This window comes from Kribbella pratensis, from assembly GCF_004366075.1.
GTDB lineage: Bacteria > Actinomycetota > Actinomycetes > Propionibacteriales > Kribbellaceae > Kribbella > Kribbella pratensis.
This window is the reverse complement of record NZ_SODU01000002.1, coordinates 1713804-1730547: the sequence shown is the minus strand read 5'-3', so window position 1 is coordinate 1730547 and position 16744 is coordinate 1713804. Positions and strand designations below refer to the sequence as shown.

Below are 16744 nucleotides of genomic sequence, written 5' to 3'. Positions count from 1 at the left end.
CGGTCGATCCGCGTCGACCAGTTCTGGCGTGGGATCGTGCTGGCGCCGGAGTCCGGCGACAGCTTCACCCTCCTCAAGGTGCTGCCGCACGACGCTGCGTACACCTGGGCGCAGCGTCGTCAGGTGTCTGTCAACGCTGCAACCGGACAGATCGAAATCAGAGACGTCGCAGCCATCGACGCCACGCTTCCTGAGCTGGACCGGTTCGCGGAGGGCCGAACCAGTCGTCTCTTCGACAACATCAGCGACAAGGACCTGCGACGTCTCGGGGTCGACGACCAGACATTGCAGTTCGCCAGGGTGCTTACCAGTGAGCTCCAGCTCGAGGCCGCACGCGCGTTCCTACCGCAGAACCAGTGGGAAGCTCTCTACGGCCTCGCCGCTGGGCTATCTGCAGAAGACGTGTGGGCTGCACTAGGCGCGCCGACCGACGAGCCGATCGATCCGGACGATGTCGGCGCCGCTGTGCAGCGTACGACCGAACGTGTGCTGCTGGTCGATGGCTCCGAGGAACTCCTCGAGGTGTTCCGCCAGCCGCTCGACCTCTGGCGTATCTACCTGCACCCTGTGCAGCATCAGGTGGCGCATGCGTCGTACAAAGGTCCCGCTCGAGTCACCGGAGGTCCAGGCACCGGAAAGACCGTCGTTGCGATCCACCGGGCACGCCACCTCGGCGAACGCGCTGACGGCAAGGTCCTCGTAACGACGTTCACCTCGAACCTGGCCGCGAGTTTGCAAGCTGGCCTCGACCTGTTGGTGGATGATCTGGAGGTGCGCCGCCGGATCGCCGTTCAGCACATCGACCAGTTCGCCCACCAGGTCTTCCGGCAACAGCACGGCAAGCCGAGAATGCTCTCAGACGAAACGTCTGTGTGGCACGACATCCGGCACCGGCTCGACCTGCCCTTCACCGAGACTTTCCTCTTCGAGGAATGGCGACAGGTTGTCCTGGCCCACCGGGTTCAGGACGCTGAGTCATATCTGAGAGCCAAGCGGAGTGGCCGCGGTCGGCCACTCAACGCACGGCAGCGAGGACAGGTTTGGCAGGCCATCGAGGCGTTCCAGCAGCGGCTGCACGACGAGCGACTGTGGACTCACGAGACTGTCCGTGCGGAAGCGACAGACATACTGAGCAGGCAGAAGGACAAGCCATTCCGGCACATCGTCGTCGACGAAGCGCAGGATCTCAGCCCCGAACAGTGGCGACTCCTCCGCGCCGCAACCTCTGAAGGTCCCGACGACATCTTCATCGCTGGAGACGCGCACCAACGGATCTATCAACACCGCATCAGTCTCCGCGAGGTCGGCGTCCGAGTGTCCGGGCGATCCACGCGGCTGACCGTGAACTATCGGACCACCGCGGAGATCCTGGCCTGGAGCTTCCAGCTCCTACGCGGGGAAGCGATCGACGACATGGACGGCGATCTCGACACAGTGGCGGGCTATCGGTGCGAGACCCACGGGCTGCCGCCGGAACTTAGGTCGTTTCGGACCCGAGCTGATGAGTTGCGAGGCTTGTGTGAGCAGATCCAGTCCTGGACCTCGGCCGGTGTGCAGCTCGGCGAAATCGGCGTTGCGGCCCGGTCCAACGGCGTCGTCGATGCCATCGTGAACGAACTGGCGAGAGCCGGCATCCCTGCCCACGCGCTCGACCGGTCGAACCCGCCTGCGGACGCTGTCGCTATCGGAACGATGCACAAGATGAAGGGCCTGGAGTTCCGGTGCGTCGCGGTCGCGGGCGCGACAGCTCAGCAAGTGCCGCCAGCAACCGCGATCACGCCGGTCGAAGACGATCGGGCCACACACCTGCAGGATGTTCAGCGCGAGCGCTGTCTACTGTTCGTGGCATGTACGAGAGCGCGCGAGCACCTCTACGTCTCCTGGCACGGCGCACCCAGCGAGTTCATCGCATAACGCGACCGATTGACGGCAGATCTGCTCGATAGAGGTAGGGCTTCGAGGCGGCAACCGCCTCCGCGGCGGAGTATTCCTGTACATGCGGCCTGGACAGCGCCTGGGTCACCACGATCAGGCACCAGTCGGGATCGTCCTTAGCGGTCGCTATCTCGTTGCGAGTCAGAAGGACGGCGGGGCTCGCACCACTCACGCCTTTCACTTCGACATGGCGCTCGCCCCCACCACGGCTGGCAGTGATGTCCCAGCCACACTTCTAGGCGCTGACGACCTCGCATCGCCAGCCGTCGGCCTGCAAATAACCGCTTGCGGCGTCCATGGCACGTCTCTCCACAACAAGATTCTTGACCGGATCCCCGAAGCCGGCACCGGAGCTGTCGACGACAATCTTGTCCGGCAACTATTGGGGCACCGCGGGAACATCGCCGACGAGTTCCACGAGCGCGTGAGCCTCGGCCTGCGATACGTACTGCGGATTACCCATCTGCGGGCTTCTCAGCACTTCCAGGTTTGCGAAGCGCGGGTCCGCGGCGATGACCGCCCTCGGCACTGGCTCGTCGAACAGCGGAATGTCGACGTACGCAAAACAGTTCGCTCGCAGTTCGGCGTTTTCGATCGAGCCAGTAGCCATCGGCTGCCGACTTACCCTCATCGCCTTGATACACGTCCCAATCGCACGGTGCAACGACGTGGCCGACACCCCACACTCCCGGTGGAACAGACTGACGATCGGTACCGGTTACCCAGAAGAAGATCAGGTCACCTGGCGCCATCAGGCCGGAGCGATAGTTTCCCTGGACTGCCCAATCCTCGATCAGATCGCCGTCGTCGTCCAGGAAGCCCTGCAGGTCCCAGACTTTCGGGTTGCACTTGATCATCCAGGCGCCGAGGTTCTCCCGGGTCACCGTGCGCGCGTTCGCCTGCCACAGACCTCCTGGCGTCACCTGCACCGACGAGCCCTGACCGGGCGGCTTCTCGATTAATCCGCGTGCATGCAACAGGTCGTATACCTGTTGGCGTAGTGGGCGCAGGGTCTTCTGTTCTCCGTCGGAGAGGTTCTGGTCTGCGACCCACATGGACAGAACCGCGGCCTGACTAGCCGACACCTGGATCCAGCCCTGGTGATCAGCCGACGGCTTGCCGGGCCGGCCACGCAGCCACTCGAGTGTCGCAGCCGCAAGCTCCTCGACCTGTTCGGGAGTCAGATGTTCGAGGGTGACACGCCTGGAGCCCGCATGCTCCGCCTTCAGTCGCGCGGATCGAATGATGTCAGGGAGGCTCACCGAATCACCATCTCACGCGCGTGCATTGCCGTGAGTCGCGTCCTCGCCGAGAAGGTCCGAGTCAGGGCCGGCCCGGCGGGAGATCAGCGGCGTTGAAGTGGCGGTAGCACGCGAGTCCGTCGAGCCGTGTCCGGGGCTAGGGGTTGAGGTTGAAGGGGTCGTGTTGTGTTAGGAGTTTGTCGAGTCTGGCTTGGTCTACTCGGTTTGTGACTTCTGAAATTTCTTGGCGGTCGCGTACTACTTTGCACAGGACGACTGTTGAGGTTACGACGTACAGCAAGCCCAATGCGAGGAACGCTCGTACCCAGCTCGCGGCCGGCATGTAGATCAGCGCCACCACCATCGCTGTCACCGAGATGCCGAACGACGCCACTGCCTGCGCGTAGAACGCTCCGGTCTGCGAAGGCTGAACACTTTTCGTCATGCCAGCATCTTCGGCTCGATGCAGGAGTTCCGCCTGAGCAAAACCACTCAACCGGCGGCCGGCGGCCGGCGACGGGGTGTCGCCGGCCGCCGGGATTCCCCGCGGCGGTGCCCAACCGCCTCCGCCCCGGCGGGAGGGCAATCGGCCACGGGTTGTCGCGCCCGGCCGCCAAGAGGGCACAGATCTTGGCGGCCCGCGCTTGTCCTGAGCGAACCCGATGGCTCTTCTGCATCGCGTACCCCAAGTGCCGGATCTCATGCGATCCCGAATGGACTCCGGGCAGTTGGGCACGGGCAACTCAACAGGGATCCACGAGAAGGAGGACAGCACGTGATGGCCGATCAGCCGAATGTCAACGTCAGCGTCATCTACTACTCGTCCACCGGGACGATCGCGGACCTCGCTCGAACGATCGCGGAGTACGCCGAGAAGGCAGGCGCCACCGTCCGGCTGCGCAAGGTGCACGAACTGGCACCGGACGCGGCCATCGATTCGAACCCCGACTGGCGAGCCAATCTCGAAGACACAGCCGCCATCGAGGAAGCCGTCCCGGACGACATCGTCTGGGCGGACGCCGTCATCTTCGGCTCCCCCACGCGCTTCGGAAACGTGGCAGCACAACTCAAGCAATACATCGACACGCTCGGCCCGCAATGGGAACAGGGTCAGCTGGCCGACAAGGTCTACAGCGGATTCACCTCGTCGCAAACCGAGCACGGCGGCCAGGAGTCGACCCTGCTCGCGCTGTACAACACGATCTACCACTGGGGCGGCATCGTCGTCCCGCCCGGGTACACCGACCCGTCGAAGTTCGAGGACGGCAATCCCTACGGGACCTCACATGTGTCCGCACACGGTGCCGTGGACAACACAGCCCGCATCGCCGCGGCAGTCCAGGCCGAGCGCGTCGTACGGATCGCTGCGGCGTTGAAGTAGTACGAGAGAATCAGCCCGGGACCGTCAGGTGTCGAGGGTTGCGAACGGATGCCGCGGATCCGCGGGTTTGCCGGTGGTCGAGGACACCTGGGTGATCGCGCTGGTCTCGTCGAGCCAACAGAAAGGCAGCCGGCTCGACCTGATGGAACAGCTGCTCATAGCCGCGCGGCAGCTCGGGCCTGACCTGCGGATCCTCGGCCCCACCCGCCAGCGGCAAGCACGCTGCCGTGCTCAGTGCCGAATCTGACTCAGCACATGCCACATCGGTCCACCTCCTCGACCCGACGCTGTCGTGCGCGTGCCCGACACGACACCGCTCAAACGATTGTCAGTCCAGTCGCTCGACGCGGTAGGCCCCGTGGTCCTCGACCAGCAGGACGCCTTCGCCCTTGCCGAGCGGCGGAACGGGCCGTCCCGTCAGACCGAGTACGGCGGCCTCGTTCGTCGGGCTGTGCCCAACAACCAGAGCCCGTCCGCCGTCGGGCAGTTGGTTCACCACCTGGCGCAGCGTCTCGCCCAGTAGCCACGACTCCCTCTCGACCAGATCCGGATCGACCACCCGCATCGCCTCGACATCCGCGCCCTTCCCAGCAGCCCTGGAGGCCTCTCGCCAACGGTCCTCGACCGAGGACCGCAGCCCGGGGGCGTCAGTAACCGGCACATCGTCCTGGCCCGCCGCGCTCCGCAGGATCTCCAGCATCTGCGTGCATCTGGCAGCGCCTGTCGAGACGAACACGTCGTACGGCGGATGCAGCCGGCCGCTGATGACGTGCGCATCCGCCATGCCCCGCAACGTGAGGCGATCGCCATCGTTGTCGGTGTGCCGTCGCAGCTCGACGTACCGCATGACCTACAGGTTCCCGTTGCGGCGGGAACTGAAGCCACCAATGACCAGGGGCGCTAGGCCACGTCGGAATGGCATACTCCGCCGAGTGAGCTATGACTTCGCGATCTGGGAGGGCGACGCTTCCACTGGCGAGCGCAGTACGGCGGCCACCTTCGAAGAGCTGTTCACCCGGTACCTCGATGCCGACCTGGTGGCACCGACCGCGAGGATCCAGGCGTACGCCGAAGCCCTGGCCGCGAGGTTCCCGAACGGCGAGAGCGAGGACACTCCCTGGGCAGCTGGCGGCCCGAGCAGCAGTTGTTCGGGGCCGATCCTGTACGTCGCGGTCAGCTACAGCCAGGCCGACCAGGTCGGAGTAGTCGCGGAGCGACTCGCTCAAGAACACGACCTCGTCTTCTTCGACCCGCAGAAGGCACCAAGGGCACCGGTCAACGGCGGTGAGGTGGCCGTCACCACCTCGCGGGGAAGAGTAGCTCTACCCGACCGCTGGGCCTTCTTCCTGTCGCAAGAACTGCGCAACTTCGACGGCTACGTGGTCGTCGACAGCGGCCGTGACCATAGCTTCGCCCAGGCACGCAACGACAACGTGTGATCCGCCAATAGATCCGCGACACATGTCCGCCAGTTGATGCGCGACAGGCTAGACGTCTGGCGACCAACCTTGGGAGCCGGCCAACGCACGGATCTGCCGATGTGGGGACGTCGCAGATCGACAGTCGCGCGGAGAGCCTCCGTCCTACCGTTCAGGTCAGGGCTCTCACGAAACTGGCCATGTCAGCTGGAGGCAGCAGGTCGGTCAAGACGCCCTCGACTCTTCGAGGGAAGTCGGGACGCAGTCCGCCCTCGTCCCAGACGTCGCGGTCGAAGTCGCCCAGAAGGACCGATTCGACGCGGGTCAGTGCCTCTGATGACGACCTGGGATGATCTTAGGCGTGGAAGCTGACACCCCTCCTTTGCCGGGCCGGGAGGAGATTCGGCGGTACAACCTGGACCGGCTCAACCAAGCGTTGCGGCGTCCCGGAATGTGGGGTGGAGAGGTCGCCATCCGCTTGTTCCTGGATGCTGTCGCGTTCGTCGAGGGAAGGCACGAAGAGTGGGGGCGGGAACATGACGACCTTCGGGCCCGAGCTGCGTTCACCTCCGTTGGTGTTCGCGGTGCATTTGCGGCGATCCTGCCCAGGTACGCGGACACGGATGCAGCGGTGGCCTCGGTTTACGCGGAGATCGCTTGGCGACACGGTTGGCTGACCGTTGATCGAACCCTGCCAGACCAGGAACACCGGCAGCTGAGCGCCGACAGCGGTCGGTGGGGTGCGCGGGACTTCCAGCTTGATGAGATCCAAGCCGAACTCGGGCCGCCTTCGGTGTTGTTTGGTGGCCACAACCCGCGTTACGGCAAGACTCTGGCCTATGCCCCTACGAGCCGAGACAGCGGCTTGGTCTGCCTGCACTTCGCGGGCACCTACGACTGGACCGCCCCCGATTCGCAGCCGGAAACCCAGCCCGCGCTCGTGGCGGTCCGGTACGGCGGGGGCGCCTTCGCAGATACGTTCACCTTCACCCCGACGGGCGATGCGTACCGCGACAACGGTGAGGTGTAGCCGCTCTGCCGAGCGAGGAACAGGGCCATTCGCCTGATGCGCGGACATGCCGCAATGGTGAACTTGTGAGGCGGTTGACGCGACCTGCCGCGGCCCTGAGCACTGAGGGAATGGACATCTCACAACCGGGCCCGGCCGTCTCCGGTGTCGTCGTCACGACGTCTCGCATCCCGCGGATAGCCGTCGCCGCCTACCTGGCTCGGTTCAAAGGTCAGTCCCGGATCCACACCGAGTCGAATTTGCGGGGGTATCTCGTGTGGTGCGATCAGCGCGGCCTGGATCCTCTCGCAGTGAGCCGGCCACACGTTGAGCTCTACATCCGCTGGCTACAAGAAGTGCGCCGGTACCGGCCATCGACGGTGTCCCGACGTATGTCGGTCGTCGCGGGCTTCTACCGGACGTGCGTGATAGACGGTGTCCTTGAGCACTCCCCGGCCGAGTATGTGCGCCGCCCGCATGTGCCGGCCGAATCCCCAACGCTCGGGCTGACACATCTGCAGTTCGAGGCCGTGTTGACCGCCGGGAGGCAGTCGCCCAACCGCTGCGACTTCGCCCTCGTCTCGATGTTGGGGCTGCTCGGGCTGCGGATCTTCGAGGCTACCGGCAGCGACATCGAGGACCTCGGCGAGGAGCACGGCCATCGGGTTCTCCGCGTACATGGCAAGGGCGACAAGATCGTGCTTGTACCGCTTCCCCCAGCCGTAGGCCGCGCCATTGAGCGGGCCATCGACGACCGGACCGCCGGACCGATCCTGCTGACCTCTCGGGGCACGCGGATGGACCGGCACTGCGCAACCCGCCGACTGCGCCGGCTCGCCGAACAAGCAGGTATCAAGCTGCCGCGGATGCACCCGCACATGCTCAGGCATACCTTCGTCACCACGATGCTCGACGCCGGCGTTGACCTGCGCGATGTACAAATCGCCGCCCGCCACGCCGACCCACGCACCACCATGCGCTATGACCGCGCCCGCAAGAACCTCGACCGCCATCCCAACTACATCCTCGCCGCGTACATGGCCTCCGCCACTTGAAAGCAGGTCTTCCTGTCGTGCCGATGAGCGGTCGACGGTCGAGCCCTACGATGACCAGCATGGGGAAGTTCATATTCGAGATCCGGGACGCGTTCGACCCGCTGGACGGGTATGAAGGTGACGTCACGCTGGCTGGGGTTCGCGTCGATTACGACGGGGACTCACTCGCTGTCGGCGATACGTTGCTTGTGCCCGTTTCAGGCGGCCGGACTGTGCGTTCGACCGTCGCGCAGTTTCCCCTCACGTCCTTTACAGACCGTGACTTGCGGGCCATATCTGTGGTCGGCGTCACTGCGGCAGACGTCCTCATCGGCAGCCGAGCCGAGCGTGCTACCGACTGATTCGAGCGCACTCGCCTGACGCAGATAGCGAGTGCTGCGGCCATCCGGACATGCCGCATTCCGCGCTGTTATGCCGATGAGCGGACGCGCCAATCCCGGCGTACGGTGGATTCAGGAAGCCAGCCAGGCTTCCGCTCAAGGAGCAGTCATGGCCGACAAATCGCCTCGGCAACACATGTCCAAGAAGGCGGGCAAGTCTCTCAAGGAGAAACGCGCCGAGAAGCACGCGAAGGCAGAGGACAAGAGCAAGACTCAGATCGTGCCGCCGGACAAGCACCGCTGAACGTAACATCGGTTCCGCGTGGGCTGTCAGCGCAGGTCCGGTCATGCTGCTGTCCGCGCGTGTGCGAGAGTCTGCTGTCAGCCCGGTTCTCCTCAGGCGGTCGGTATTCCGAGGGGACAATGGAGACCACCGATCGGAGGAGAACGTGCTGCTTCCTGGGATCCACGGTCAGATCGAGCGCCGGCTACTGGTGAACTACCGGGTGGACCCTGAGGTGATAGCCCGCGTGCTTCCCCACCCGTTCCGGCCGCAGTTGGTCGGTGGCGCCGCGGTTGCCGGCATCTGCCTCATCCGCCTGGGCCAGATGCGCCCGAGACACGCGCCGCGATGGGTCGGGCTGCGTAGCGAGAACGCCGCGCACCGCGTGGCGGTCGAGTGGGACACGGCGAACGGCCCGCAGACAGGCGTCTACATCCCTAGGCGCGACAGCGACTCGTGGGCCAACGTCGTGCTCGGTGGCCGCGTCTATCCCGGCGAGCACCACCGGGCGCGGTTCCGCGTGGACGAGACCGACGAAGCTATCCGGGTGGCCTACACCTCTCTGGACGGCGCCGCCTGGGTCGACGTCTCGGTGAACATCAGCGACGAGTTTGGCGACAGTCGCCTCTTCGGGGGCATTGAGGAGGCCTCAGCCTTCTTCGAGACCGGCTCAGTCGGATACTCGGCCACACGCCGGCCCGACCGGTTCGACGGGCTGGGATTGAAGACCTCCGCGTGGAAGGTTGAACCCACGTCGGTAACTCATGCGCGCTCGTCGTTCTTCGACGACGCCGGGATCTTCCCGGCCGGAACCGCCGAACTCGACGACGCCCTGATCATGCGAAAGATGCCAGTGCTGTGGGAGCCACTCTCGAGCCTGCGGCTCCAAGCTGAGCCCGCCGCATGATGTCCGGATCTGCCGCGATCCGCGCTGTCATGCCGATGAGCGGATTGTGCTCGAAGGTCGCCCAGGTGGTCGCGAGTTCATCGCCAGCCTGGTCATCGGTCGACATCTCGGCTAATCCAGACAGCTCGCCCGACTGAAGTTCGACCGACGCGATAGCTCTTGCCAATCCTCGAGGCGCGGAGGACTGTCGATGATAGGCACGCGACTCCCGCTGGCCATGTCTAGGGCAGGAGCGTGCGCCATGACGAACCGTTCGATCCTGAGATGCCTCGTCGTCGGAGTTGTTTCCGCCGCCGCCTTATTCGCGTCCGCTGGAGTCGCCTCAGCCACGATCGACTACCGAGAGCGCGGTCCGCTGACAGACACCGACCAGCATCCAAACATCTGCGGGTGGCCCGCGACCTTCAGCGACAGCGGTCAGTATCAACTGATCGTGCAGGAGACCACGGCTGGGACCTTGCATGTGAACTACCGGGACATCCTTCACGGCAGCCTGACCTTCAGTGATAGCACTGAGGTCCCCGCGTCCCTCCGTGGAGTCACATGGCAAGACAGGAACGTGGAGGTATCCGTCTTCAACGCTGACATCTCTGGTGACCGACAAGTCGTCCTGGAACGGCATACGTCCTTCGAGGGGCCGTTCAAGGGCTTGCTGACCACGGCCACCTTCGTCGTCGATCCGAGTGGCACTGTGACGGTTGATCGCGCACTCTCTGTTGGAGATGTGGACTGCTCGACGTTCCTCTGACAGAGCCCGCCGTCCGGCATGATCCTAAGGGCTTGCTAAGAACGACCCCGGTACTCGCGGCATCCTCGAACGTCCGGAACTGCCCCGATCCGCGCGCTCGACTGTCGCAGATCACCTGGCGGACGAGTGTCGCGCATCAGTCGACGGAGGACAGCACGCAACGACAACGGAACACTCACTCTCGAGTACCGCGACGGCTCACCGCAGCAGCACTACCAGGTCCAGGGCGTCGATCTCGGCGATGTCGTGGAAGCGCTGTCCCAGTGGGCCGAGAACCGCCGCCACTTCATTGCCAAACACACCTGCGAGCGCTTGACCCTCTGGGACTGATCGCCCGCAAGCTCGCCGCTTCATACCGGCCTTGGCGGTTGACCAGGGTCCGACCGGGTTCTATACCGGTATGCAGGGGTTGGGGAGGGGGACATCACGGGGAACCAATCTGTCTTGTGTTGGCGCGTCAGATGGGGATGCGGGCCGACGTCACGGCCGGCGGCAGTTGCCGCCGCACGATTCCGTCGATCGCGGAATCCTCAGTCGATCCGTGTTCTGCGCGCCCTGGAAGGACCCGCGCCATGTCTGTCTTCGCACGAAACCGCTCCCGTCAGTGGATCTGCCTGCTCACTGTGGTCACGCTCGGCGCGATCGGGTTGTCCACGCAGGCGGATGCAGCCGTAGTCGAAGGAACGCCGTACTCGGGAACTGACACCTGGATGGACGACAGCTGCGGCTATCGGACCGATGTCGCGGCGACGTTCAGTGGGAGGACGAGCGTTCGAACGGGAACCGGGCCGGCGACCTCGTTCTTCTTCTTTACCGACAACTACTCCTTCCGGGAGGTTCACACCGACCCGGCCACCGGGCGATGGTTCGTCGTCCGTGGTAACGGCCTGTTCAAGGATGTCCAGGCGAAGCCGGTCGGCGGCAACGTCTTCGAGGTCAAGGCCATGAACGTCGGGCAGTCCTTCGTCGTCGAGGATTCGACGGGCAAGGTCGCGTTCCGGTTCGCCGGCGTGGTGACCTTCCGGTATTTGTTCGACACAGGCGGCGACAACGTCCCCGGCGGCCAGGACGTCGAATTCCTCGGCGCGACCGTCTCGGGTCACGATCCGCAGGTGTCCCTGTGTTCGGCGGCCGGATCGCTGATCGGGACCGGCTCGGCGAGCCGGCTGACCGGGCACCCGCTCGGATCGACCTCATCGCCGCTCGGGTACTACGAGTACCTCCCACCGACTTACGGGCAAGGCACCAAGAAGCCGCTGCTGGTCTTCCTGCACGGCTACGGCGGCACCGGGGACGGCAGTCCGGCGCAATTGCCCAACGTGATCAACGATGCAGGCATCCCGTTGTACATCGCCAACAACGGCTGGGCCACTGATCGTCCGTTCGTCGTACTCGCGCCCCAGCACAACGACGTCCCGAGCCCGGCATACCCCTACCCGTGCGACGTCCCCTTTGGCGGGTCGTGTGTGATGCAGCTGCAGCACGGCTACGGCAACCCCTTGCCGGCAGGCTCGCCGTGCTGGGCTCCCTCCGAGGTTCAGGCCTTTCTGGGCTACGCGCTGACGCACTACGACGTCGACCCGGCGCGGGTCTACCTGACCGGTCTCAGCTGCGGCGGCTACGGCGTCTGGGAGTCGCTGGGCCAGTCCGGTGCGGCCACGGTCGCGGCCGCGGTCCCGATCGCCGGCGAGGGGCGTCCAGCGCTCGGATCGTCGGGGTGCGCCCTGGCGTCTACACCGATCTGGGCCTTCCACGGTGACGCGGACGACGTGGTCAATCCTGCCGGCAGCATCGACACAATCAACAGCCTGCGCACCTGCCCAGCTCCGCCCGCCAAGGACCTACGCCTGACGATCTACCCACAGGTCGACCACAACTCATGGGACCACGCCTACAGCGGAAGCCAGGGCCAGGACATCTACAGCTGGATGCTCGGCTTCACCAGGAATTGACGACCGCTCCTTTCCCGGCGGCCTCCGCTGGACAGCCTCTTGCCAGTGCTGCGAACGGGCGGTTAAGGCGACGTTGGGGTCGTGGTTTGGGGTTCTGTGGGCGTCGGGGTGGCGGCGGGGGTTTCGGTTGGGGTTGGCGAGGGGGATGGAGCCGGTGGAGTTTGAGTTGGGGTGGTCTGATCTGGCGAGGCGGGCTCGGAGGGGGTTGGTGTCGGCGACGGGTTGGGCGTTGTCGGAGGGTCAGTGGTGGGAGCGATCTGCGAGGGATCGCTTGGAGTCAACGAGGAGGTGGGAGCCTCGGTGGTGGAGGCGGTCGGGGATTGTGCGGGTTGGGTTGCCGGGGTTGCCGTTTGGGGTACGGCGGGGGTGGTCAGGGCGCCGTCGGCGGCGATGACGTTGAGGATTTGCTGCTCGAAGGAGGTGAGCCGGGCGCGTAGTTCGGAGAGCGGGTATTGCTTGATCGAGCGGGCCAGGTCCGCGAGCTGCGCCCAGACCTGGTTGAGCGCTGTTATGCCAGTGGCCGACAAGGGGCGGTCCAGCGTGACGACGAGTTGGGTTGCGAGGGCGTAGGTCAGGCACTGCACGCAGTCGTAGCTCAGCGCGCCGGCGAGGTTCTGGGGGACGATGACGTCCGCGTCGCCGATTACCAGCACTACCTGGAAGGCGATCGCCACTGCCGCGCAGTTCGAGCAGCTTGCGAAGGCATAGGCCTCGTTGGTGTTCGTGACGCGATCTTCGGCCCACACCAAGGCGAAGGCGATGTCATAAGTGACGGTGTTGTTTGTGGTGTTGACGGCGAGCGCTTGGTTGCCGCCCGGCTCCGCGGGAAGCGGCCTGTCGAAGGGAAACACCCACACCGGAGCATCGGTCCGGTAGGTCGGGGATACGGCGGTCGGAGCGGGTGTGGGTACGACGGCGCTCGGTGACGGGGTCGCCGGTGCGACCGTGCGAGTAGTGGTCGGCGGACGAGGCACCATGACGAGAGCCAGCGTCGGGCGTTGACGGGTAGGTCGGTTCACGCCGGCCGGCCACAGAACTCGGGTCTGATGCATCTGACCCTCATGCAACTGTCGGCTTCCGGTGGGCGGCTGTCTTGTCGTGTGCTTTGCCCGCTGGACGAATTCGGTGATCGTCCCCCGCTCGTTCGGGGTGATCGGCCGGTACCGCTCATCGTCGGGCCACCAAGCCCAACCGAGAGCGGCGATGATCAGCAACGCGACGACTGCAGCGACTGAACGCTGCGCGGGCTTACCCGCCGTACGCCGCCACACCGACCTCACGATCCTGCCGACCAGGCGCCACAGCAGCAGTCCCAGACCGAGCAGCGGCAGCGCGAGCGCGATCATGGCCAGCCCGCGGGCCAGCACCTCGACCAGGTCCGCGTCGTGCCAGCCACCGACAAGCATGCGCCACTGCTCGTCGGCGCTGGCCCTGGCAGTGGCCAGCACCCGCGGCAGCGTCACCACTGTCATGGTCAGCATGACCAGCATCAGCGGCACAACCGTGAGGCACCATACGGTGATGACGGCCTGGGCCCACGGCTTGAGCGCCCGTTTGCGATCCTTCCAGTGCCAGGGCAGGAGACCTATCAGGGTCGGCTTGATGTGGTGGTACAGGTCGGGGACACCGGTCAGATCCGCCAATACGTGGTAGCCGTCGAAGCGGATCGTGGGCAGCAGTTGCCGGACCATCTGCAGGATCTGCGTCGCAACGACCAGCAGAAGTGCGTCGTACCCGGTCAGCTCGGCAATCACGACCGTTGCGACTGCAACGATGGCGTTGAAGTACAGGCCGCCGAGGTCGGTGCGGATGCGACCGCCGCGCCCGAGCCGGTAGGAGTCTGTGACATCGGTGTAGAAGGCCGGCCAGAACAGGTAGAAGCCCATCCCCATGGCGCTTGGCGTCGATCCGCCGTACCGTGCGGCCGCCGCGTGACCGAACTCGTGGAACCCCGCGGACAGCACGGTCACCGCGAAGACCAGCAACAAGAAGCCGGGCTTGTGGAACGCCTCATAGGCAGCCGACGCCAGCCCCTTGTCGAACAGCAGCCACCAGCACACGTACACGAACGCCGCGACGAAGCCCACGACGGGCAGCCGGCCGAACAGCCCCGCAAACGGCCGCGTGATCCGCTCGGTGCGGCGCCTGTCCGTGACGACGTACCTGAATCGCAGCGCAAGCAGCGGATTCGACCTCCGCACCTGCGGCTCGGACCCGTCCACACCGCGCACCAGACCGAGAGGCCGGAGCTTTTCGACCAAGGCCTCTACATTGGCCACCGAGACGGACCGGCCGTAACTCGCGCTGACCAGCTCCGCGATCTGCGTGTGGTCACGTCGCCCGTCGATCGCCTTCAGCACCAGATACAACAGCCTGGTCAGCTGGATCATCTGCCCGTCCGCGCGACGCACCAGCGCCGGCGGTGTGCGATAGCCCGATCCGGCCATCTCACCCAACAGCACAACGCCGGCCGCCCGGACGGGCACACCCGGAGCCAGCCCGGTCCGCACCGGCGAATCCTGTACGGCGGACACTGGTCCGGGCTACTGCTCGATGTCGGAGGTCTGCTCGGCGTCGGCGGTCGCCGAGCCGGTGATGTCCTGATTGATGATGGCGTCCTGCTGCGCGACTGCCACCGCCTGGCTGTCGACAGAGCCCACGTTCGCCGCCACTGCAGCGTCGATCGGCGCCGCCACGTTCGCGTTCGCCGCGACTGCGCCGGCGATCGGAGCGGCCAGGTCGACATCGGCATCGACGTTCACGTTGACATCGAGGAGGCTGCCGTTCAGCAGTTGGCTGGTGTCAGGCGTCTCCAACCCGGTTCCCGGCACAACTGCGGCCTGCTCCTCGCCGGCTGTTTCGGCGGTGGTACTCGGCTCATCAGCTGATCCGGTGCTCGACTCCGTCGGCGTTTCGGTTCCAGCGGCGGTCGGGCCACCCGCAGGCTCAGAACCTCCACTGGACACGTCATCTGGCGCGCCGCTCTCCACCGGGGTCGAGGACCCGGCATCGACCACGTCGTCGGACTGATCGATCCCGCTGACCTGGACCGCGTGCGCGGTCGCGTCCGCATCGATGCCCTGCGTGATCAGCACACCTTGATCGGCCAGTGCCTGGGCCTCGGAGCCACTGGACAGGATGTTCGTGCCGACCGCGGCGTCGATCGGCGCGGCGACGTTCGCGTTCGCGGCCACAGCCAACTCGATCGGTGCCGCGGCGTCGATGGCGAGCGCGAGGTCGACGTTGAGGTCGAGGATCGAAACGACCTCCTTGTCGGGCAACACACTGCCGACCTGAGCATTCAGTTCCTCGTCCGACAGCGGAACCAGCTCTGCATCCTCACTCATGACAAGCCTCCAGACAGAACGGTGCAGCTTCGGTACCCACCTCGGGCCCGATTCCGCACCACCGACCACGATCCGAACCGTTGTATTCCGCGGATCGACGATCAAACGATCAGTTCACCTGGAACGCCGGCGGTGTTCGCAGCGTAGGCAGAGCCTGGTGGTGGGTATTGCCTCTAGCCGGTGCATGGCCATCACTTCTCCGCAGACCTCGCAGGCGCCGAAGGTGCCTCGGGAGAGGCGGATGAGCGCCGCCTCGATTTCCGCCAGGGCCCGCCTCGCACCGGCCTTCAGCGCGGCTTGCACCTCCGCCACCGCATGTGGGCACGGCGCTGCCGTCTCGTAGGACAGTTGGGTCAGTTGCTCGAGCCGAAACTGGCGCTCCTGATGCAGCTCCCGACGGAACCACTCCACATCGATGACGGGCTCTTCCTGTGAGGACTTGACTGTCCGCTCCTGGTACATCGACAACCTCCTGCTGCAAGGTCACAATTCCAGGCCGCTTCTTGACCGTCCGGAAGTAAGCCGCTCCCCAGTGCTTCCGTGTTGTGGACCACGCCCTCAGGTACCCGCACGCAAACGCCGTAACGCGTTCCAGAGCAGGGATTCGCTCTATCGCCAACGGGTACCGACAGGAGGAGCGGGCCTGAGTGATGAAGGATGTGGCACCGATGACAAGGTTGAGGCTCCCTTGGTCCAGGCATGCGGCCTGTGTCCCCGACAGTACGGCGTACTGCGTGCATCCTGGATGCGTCCGTAGCGCCACGCACTCGCGTCCGCTGGGGGTCTCTGGTGCCGGCGACCTCGTCGAGGAACTGATCTGCTGCAAGCACGATCACAGTCCGCGGTTCCAGACCTCCTGAGTCATCCCCGACTGCCGTGGTCCGTGAAGAACCGGCGCGGATCTATGCCAGTACCGGGCGGGGAATCGAGCCAGGCCTGGAAGGCTTCGGGATCACGCCGCTCCAGTTCGTCGAGGCACTGCTGTCTGGAGTTGATGATTCGAAGTCGGGCTCGGTCCGATCCTGCATGGGTCAGCGCGCCGTCACTGTCCAGCCACCGCCGACACAGCTCGTCCATACCCATCGCCCTGAGCGGCTGTGAAAAGCCTGCCTGACTCAGCAGACGTAGGTACCAGCGCACCGCAGACG

18 protein-coding genes and 1 pseudogene are annotated in these 16744 nt (G+C 65.3%); 12 read left to right on the top strand and 7 right to left on the bottom strand.

Translation table 11 applies throughout. The features are described 5' to 3' along the window. The first annotated feature begins 36 nt into the window (after positions 1 to 36). Positions 37 to 1914, top strand: coding sequence for a UvrD-helicase domain-containing protein (locus tag EV137_RS23315; protein WP_202871081.1), 1878 nt, complete (start codon positions 37 to 39; stop codon positions 1912 to 1914). Here the strand turns inward: EV137_RS23315 and EV137_RS42045 are convergent. The 3 genes and pseudogenes from EV137_RS42045 to EV137_RS23300 form a co-directional block, all read right to left on the bottom strand. Continuing rightward, a pseudogene (locus EV137_RS42045) lies at positions 1904 to 2158 on the bottom strand (protein NO VEIN domain-containing protein); the annotation flags it as partial. The gene EV137_RS23315 and the pseudogene EV137_RS42045 sit on opposite strands and share 11 nt — an antisense overlap. Positions 2159 to 2390: 232 nt before the next feature. Next, positions 2391 to 3197: an EVE domain-containing protein gene (locus EV137_RS23305; protein WP_134130715.1), complete on the bottom strand. Its 807-nt coding sequence runs from the start codon at positions 3195 to 3197 to the stop codon at positions 2391 to 2393. 136 nt (positions 3198 to 3333) lie between these two features. Further along, entirely contained in the window at positions 3334 to 3621 is a 288-nt protein-coding gene (locus EV137_RS23300; RefSeq protein ID WP_134130714.1) for a YiaA/YiaB family inner membrane protein, read from the bottom strand. A gap of 333 nt (positions 3622 to 3954) precedes the next feature. Between EV137_RS23300 and wrbA the strand changes: the two genes are divergently transcribed. Both wrbA and EV137_RS40710 read left to right on the top strand, forming a co-directional pair. Continuing rightward, positions 3955 to 4557, top strand: a complete 603-nt coding sequence (gene wrbA / locus EV137_RS23295) for an NAD(P)H:quinone oxidoreductase (protein ID WP_134130713.1) — start codon at positions 3955 to 3957, stop codon at positions 4555 to 4557. A 73-nt stretch (positions 4558 to 4630) separates the two neighbouring features. Continuing rightward, positions 4631 to 4804, top strand: coding sequence for a hypothetical protein (locus tag EV137_RS40710; RefSeq protein WP_166679983.1), 174 nt, complete (start codon positions 4631 to 4633; stop codon positions 4802 to 4804). Between the two features lie 81 nt (positions 4805 to 4885). Here the strand turns inward: EV137_RS40710 and EV137_RS23290 are convergent, their stop codons facing one another. Then, positions 4886 to 5404, bottom strand: coding sequence for a hypothetical protein (locus EV137_RS23290; RefSeq protein ID WP_134130712.1), 519 nt, complete (start codon positions 5402 to 5404; stop codon positions 4886 to 4888). A gap of 85 nt (positions 5405 to 5489) precedes the next feature. On the opposite strand from EV137_RS23290, the gene EV137_RS23285 reads away from it, so the two are divergent. The 9 genes from EV137_RS23285 (at position 5490) to EV137_RS23250 (ending at position 12249) form a co-directional block, all read left to right on the top strand. Further along, positions 5490 to 5996, top strand: a complete 507-nt coding sequence (locus EV137_RS23285; protein WP_134130711.1) for a hypothetical protein — start codon at positions 5490 to 5492, stop codon at positions 5994 to 5996. Between the two features lie 340 nt (positions 5997 to 6336). Next, positions 6337 to 7005, top strand: a complete 669-nt coding sequence (locus EV137_RS23280) for a hypothetical protein (RefSeq protein ID WP_134012324.1) — start codon at positions 6337 to 6339, stop codon at positions 7003 to 7005. Between the two features lie 371 nt (positions 7006 to 7376). Then, a complete protein-coding gene (locus EV137_RS23275) occupies positions 7377 to 8039 on the top strand; it encodes a tyrosine-type recombinase/integrase (protein ID WP_238175502.1) in 663 nt (220 codons plus the stop codon). Positions 8040 to 8098: 59 nt separating this feature from the next. Continuing rightward, the gene (locus EV137_RS23270; protein ID WP_134004184.1) at positions 8099 to 8380 is read left to right on the top strand and encodes a hypothetical protein; all 282 of its coding nucleotides are present in this window, start codon (positions 8099 to 8101) and stop codon (positions 8378 to 8380) included. A gap of 148 nt (positions 8381 to 8528) precedes the next feature. Next, complete coding sequence (locus tag EV137_RS41795) at positions 8529 to 8663, top strand: hypothetical protein (RefSeq protein ID WP_255517830.1); 135 nt, start codon at positions 8529 to 8531, stop codon at positions 8661 to 8663. Positions 8664 to 8706: 43 nt separating this feature from the next. After that, positions 8707 to 9549: a DUF2071 domain-containing protein gene (locus EV137_RS23265; protein WP_238175501.1), complete on the top strand. Its 843-nt coding sequence runs from the start codon at positions 8707 to 8709 to the stop codon at positions 9547 to 9549. A gap of 241 nt (positions 9550 to 9790) precedes the next feature. Continuing rightward, positions 9791 to 10297: a hypothetical protein gene (locus EV137_RS23260; protein WP_134003616.1), complete on the top strand. Its 507-nt coding sequence runs from the start codon at positions 9791 to 9793 to the stop codon at positions 10295 to 10297. Positions 10298 to 10423: 126 nt separating this feature from the next. Next, positions 10424 to 10627: a hypothetical protein gene (locus EV137_RS23255; RefSeq protein ID WP_134130709.1), complete on the top strand. Its 204-nt coding sequence runs from the start codon at positions 10424 to 10426 to the stop codon at positions 10625 to 10627. 242 nt (positions 10628 to 10869) lie between these two features. After that, the gene (locus tag EV137_RS23250; protein ID WP_134130708.1) at positions 10870 to 12249 is read left to right on the top strand and encodes a carboxylesterase family protein; all 1380 of its coding nucleotides are present in this window, start codon (positions 10870 to 10872) and stop codon (positions 12247 to 12249) included. Between the two features lie 62 nt (positions 12250 to 12311). Here the strand turns inward: EV137_RS23250 and EV137_RS23245 are convergent, their stop codons facing one another. The 3 genes from EV137_RS23245 to EV137_RS23235 all read right to left on the bottom strand — a co-directional run bounded on the left by EV137_RS23245 (position 12312) and on the right by EV137_RS23235 (position 16058). Further along, entirely contained in the window at positions 12312 to 14759 is a 2448-nt protein-coding gene (locus EV137_RS23245) for a hypothetical protein (RefSeq protein WP_134130707.1), read from the bottom strand. 33 nt (positions 14760 to 14792) lie between these two features. Continuing rightward, on the bottom strand, positions 14793 to 15596 hold the full coding sequence (locus EV137_RS23240) for a peptidoglycan-binding protein (RefSeq protein WP_134003608.1): 804 nt from the start codon (positions 15594 to 15596) through the stop codon (positions 14793 to 14795). A 114-nt stretch (positions 15597 to 15710) separates the two neighbouring features. Continuing rightward, a complete protein-coding gene (locus EV137_RS23235; RefSeq protein ID WP_134003606.1) occupies positions 15711 to 16058 on the bottom strand; it encodes a TraR/DksA family transcriptional regulator in 348 nt (115 codons plus the stop codon). Between the last annotated feature and the right edge of the window lie 686 nt (positions 16059 to 16744).

Bases quoted from the DNA above. Each gene is read 5' to 3' on its own strand.
- EV137_RS23300 (WP_134130714.1), bottom strand. From the start codon at position 3,621: ATGACGAAAAGTGTTCAGCCTTCGCAGACCGGAGCGTTCTACGCGCAG.
- wrbA (WP_134130713.1), top strand. From the start codon at position 3,955: ATGGCCGATCAGCCGAATGTCAACGTCAGCGTCATCTACTACTCGTCC.
- EV137_RS23290 (WP_134130712.1), bottom strand. From the start codon at position 5,404: ATGCGGTACGTCGAGCTGCGACGGCACACCGACAACGATGGCGATCGC.
- EV137_RS23275 (WP_238175502.1), top strand. From the start codon at position 7,377: ATGTCGGTCGTCGCGGGCTTCTACCGGACGTGCGTGATAGACGGTGTC.
- EV137_RS23270 (WP_134004184.1), top strand. From the start codon at position 8,099: ATGGGGAAGTTCATATTCGAGATCCGGGACGCGTTCGACCCGCTGGAC.
- EV137_RS41795 (WP_255517830.1), top strand. From the start codon at position 8,529: ATGGCCGACAAATCGCCTCGGCAACACATGTCCAAGAAGGCGGGCAAG.
- EV137_RS23265 (WP_238175501.1), top strand. From the start codon at position 8,707: ATGCTGCTGTCCGCGCGTGTGCGAGAGTCTGCTGTCAGCCCGGTTCTC.
- EV137_RS23260 (WP_134003616.1), top strand. From the start codon at position 9,791: ATGACGAACCGTTCGATCCTGAGATGCCTCGTCGTCGGAGTTGTTTCC.
- EV137_RS23250 (WP_134130708.1), top strand. From the start codon at position 10,870: ATGTCTGTCTTCGCACGAAACCGCTCCCGTCAGTGGATCTGCCTGCTC.
- EV137_RS23240 (WP_134003608.1), bottom strand. From the start codon at position 15,596: ATGAGTGAGGATGCAGAGCTGGTTCCGCTGTCGGACGAGGAACTGAAT.
- EV137_RS23235 (WP_134003606.1), bottom strand. From the start codon at position 16,058: ATGTACCAGGAGCGGACAGTCAAGTCCTCACAGGAAGAGCCCGTCATC.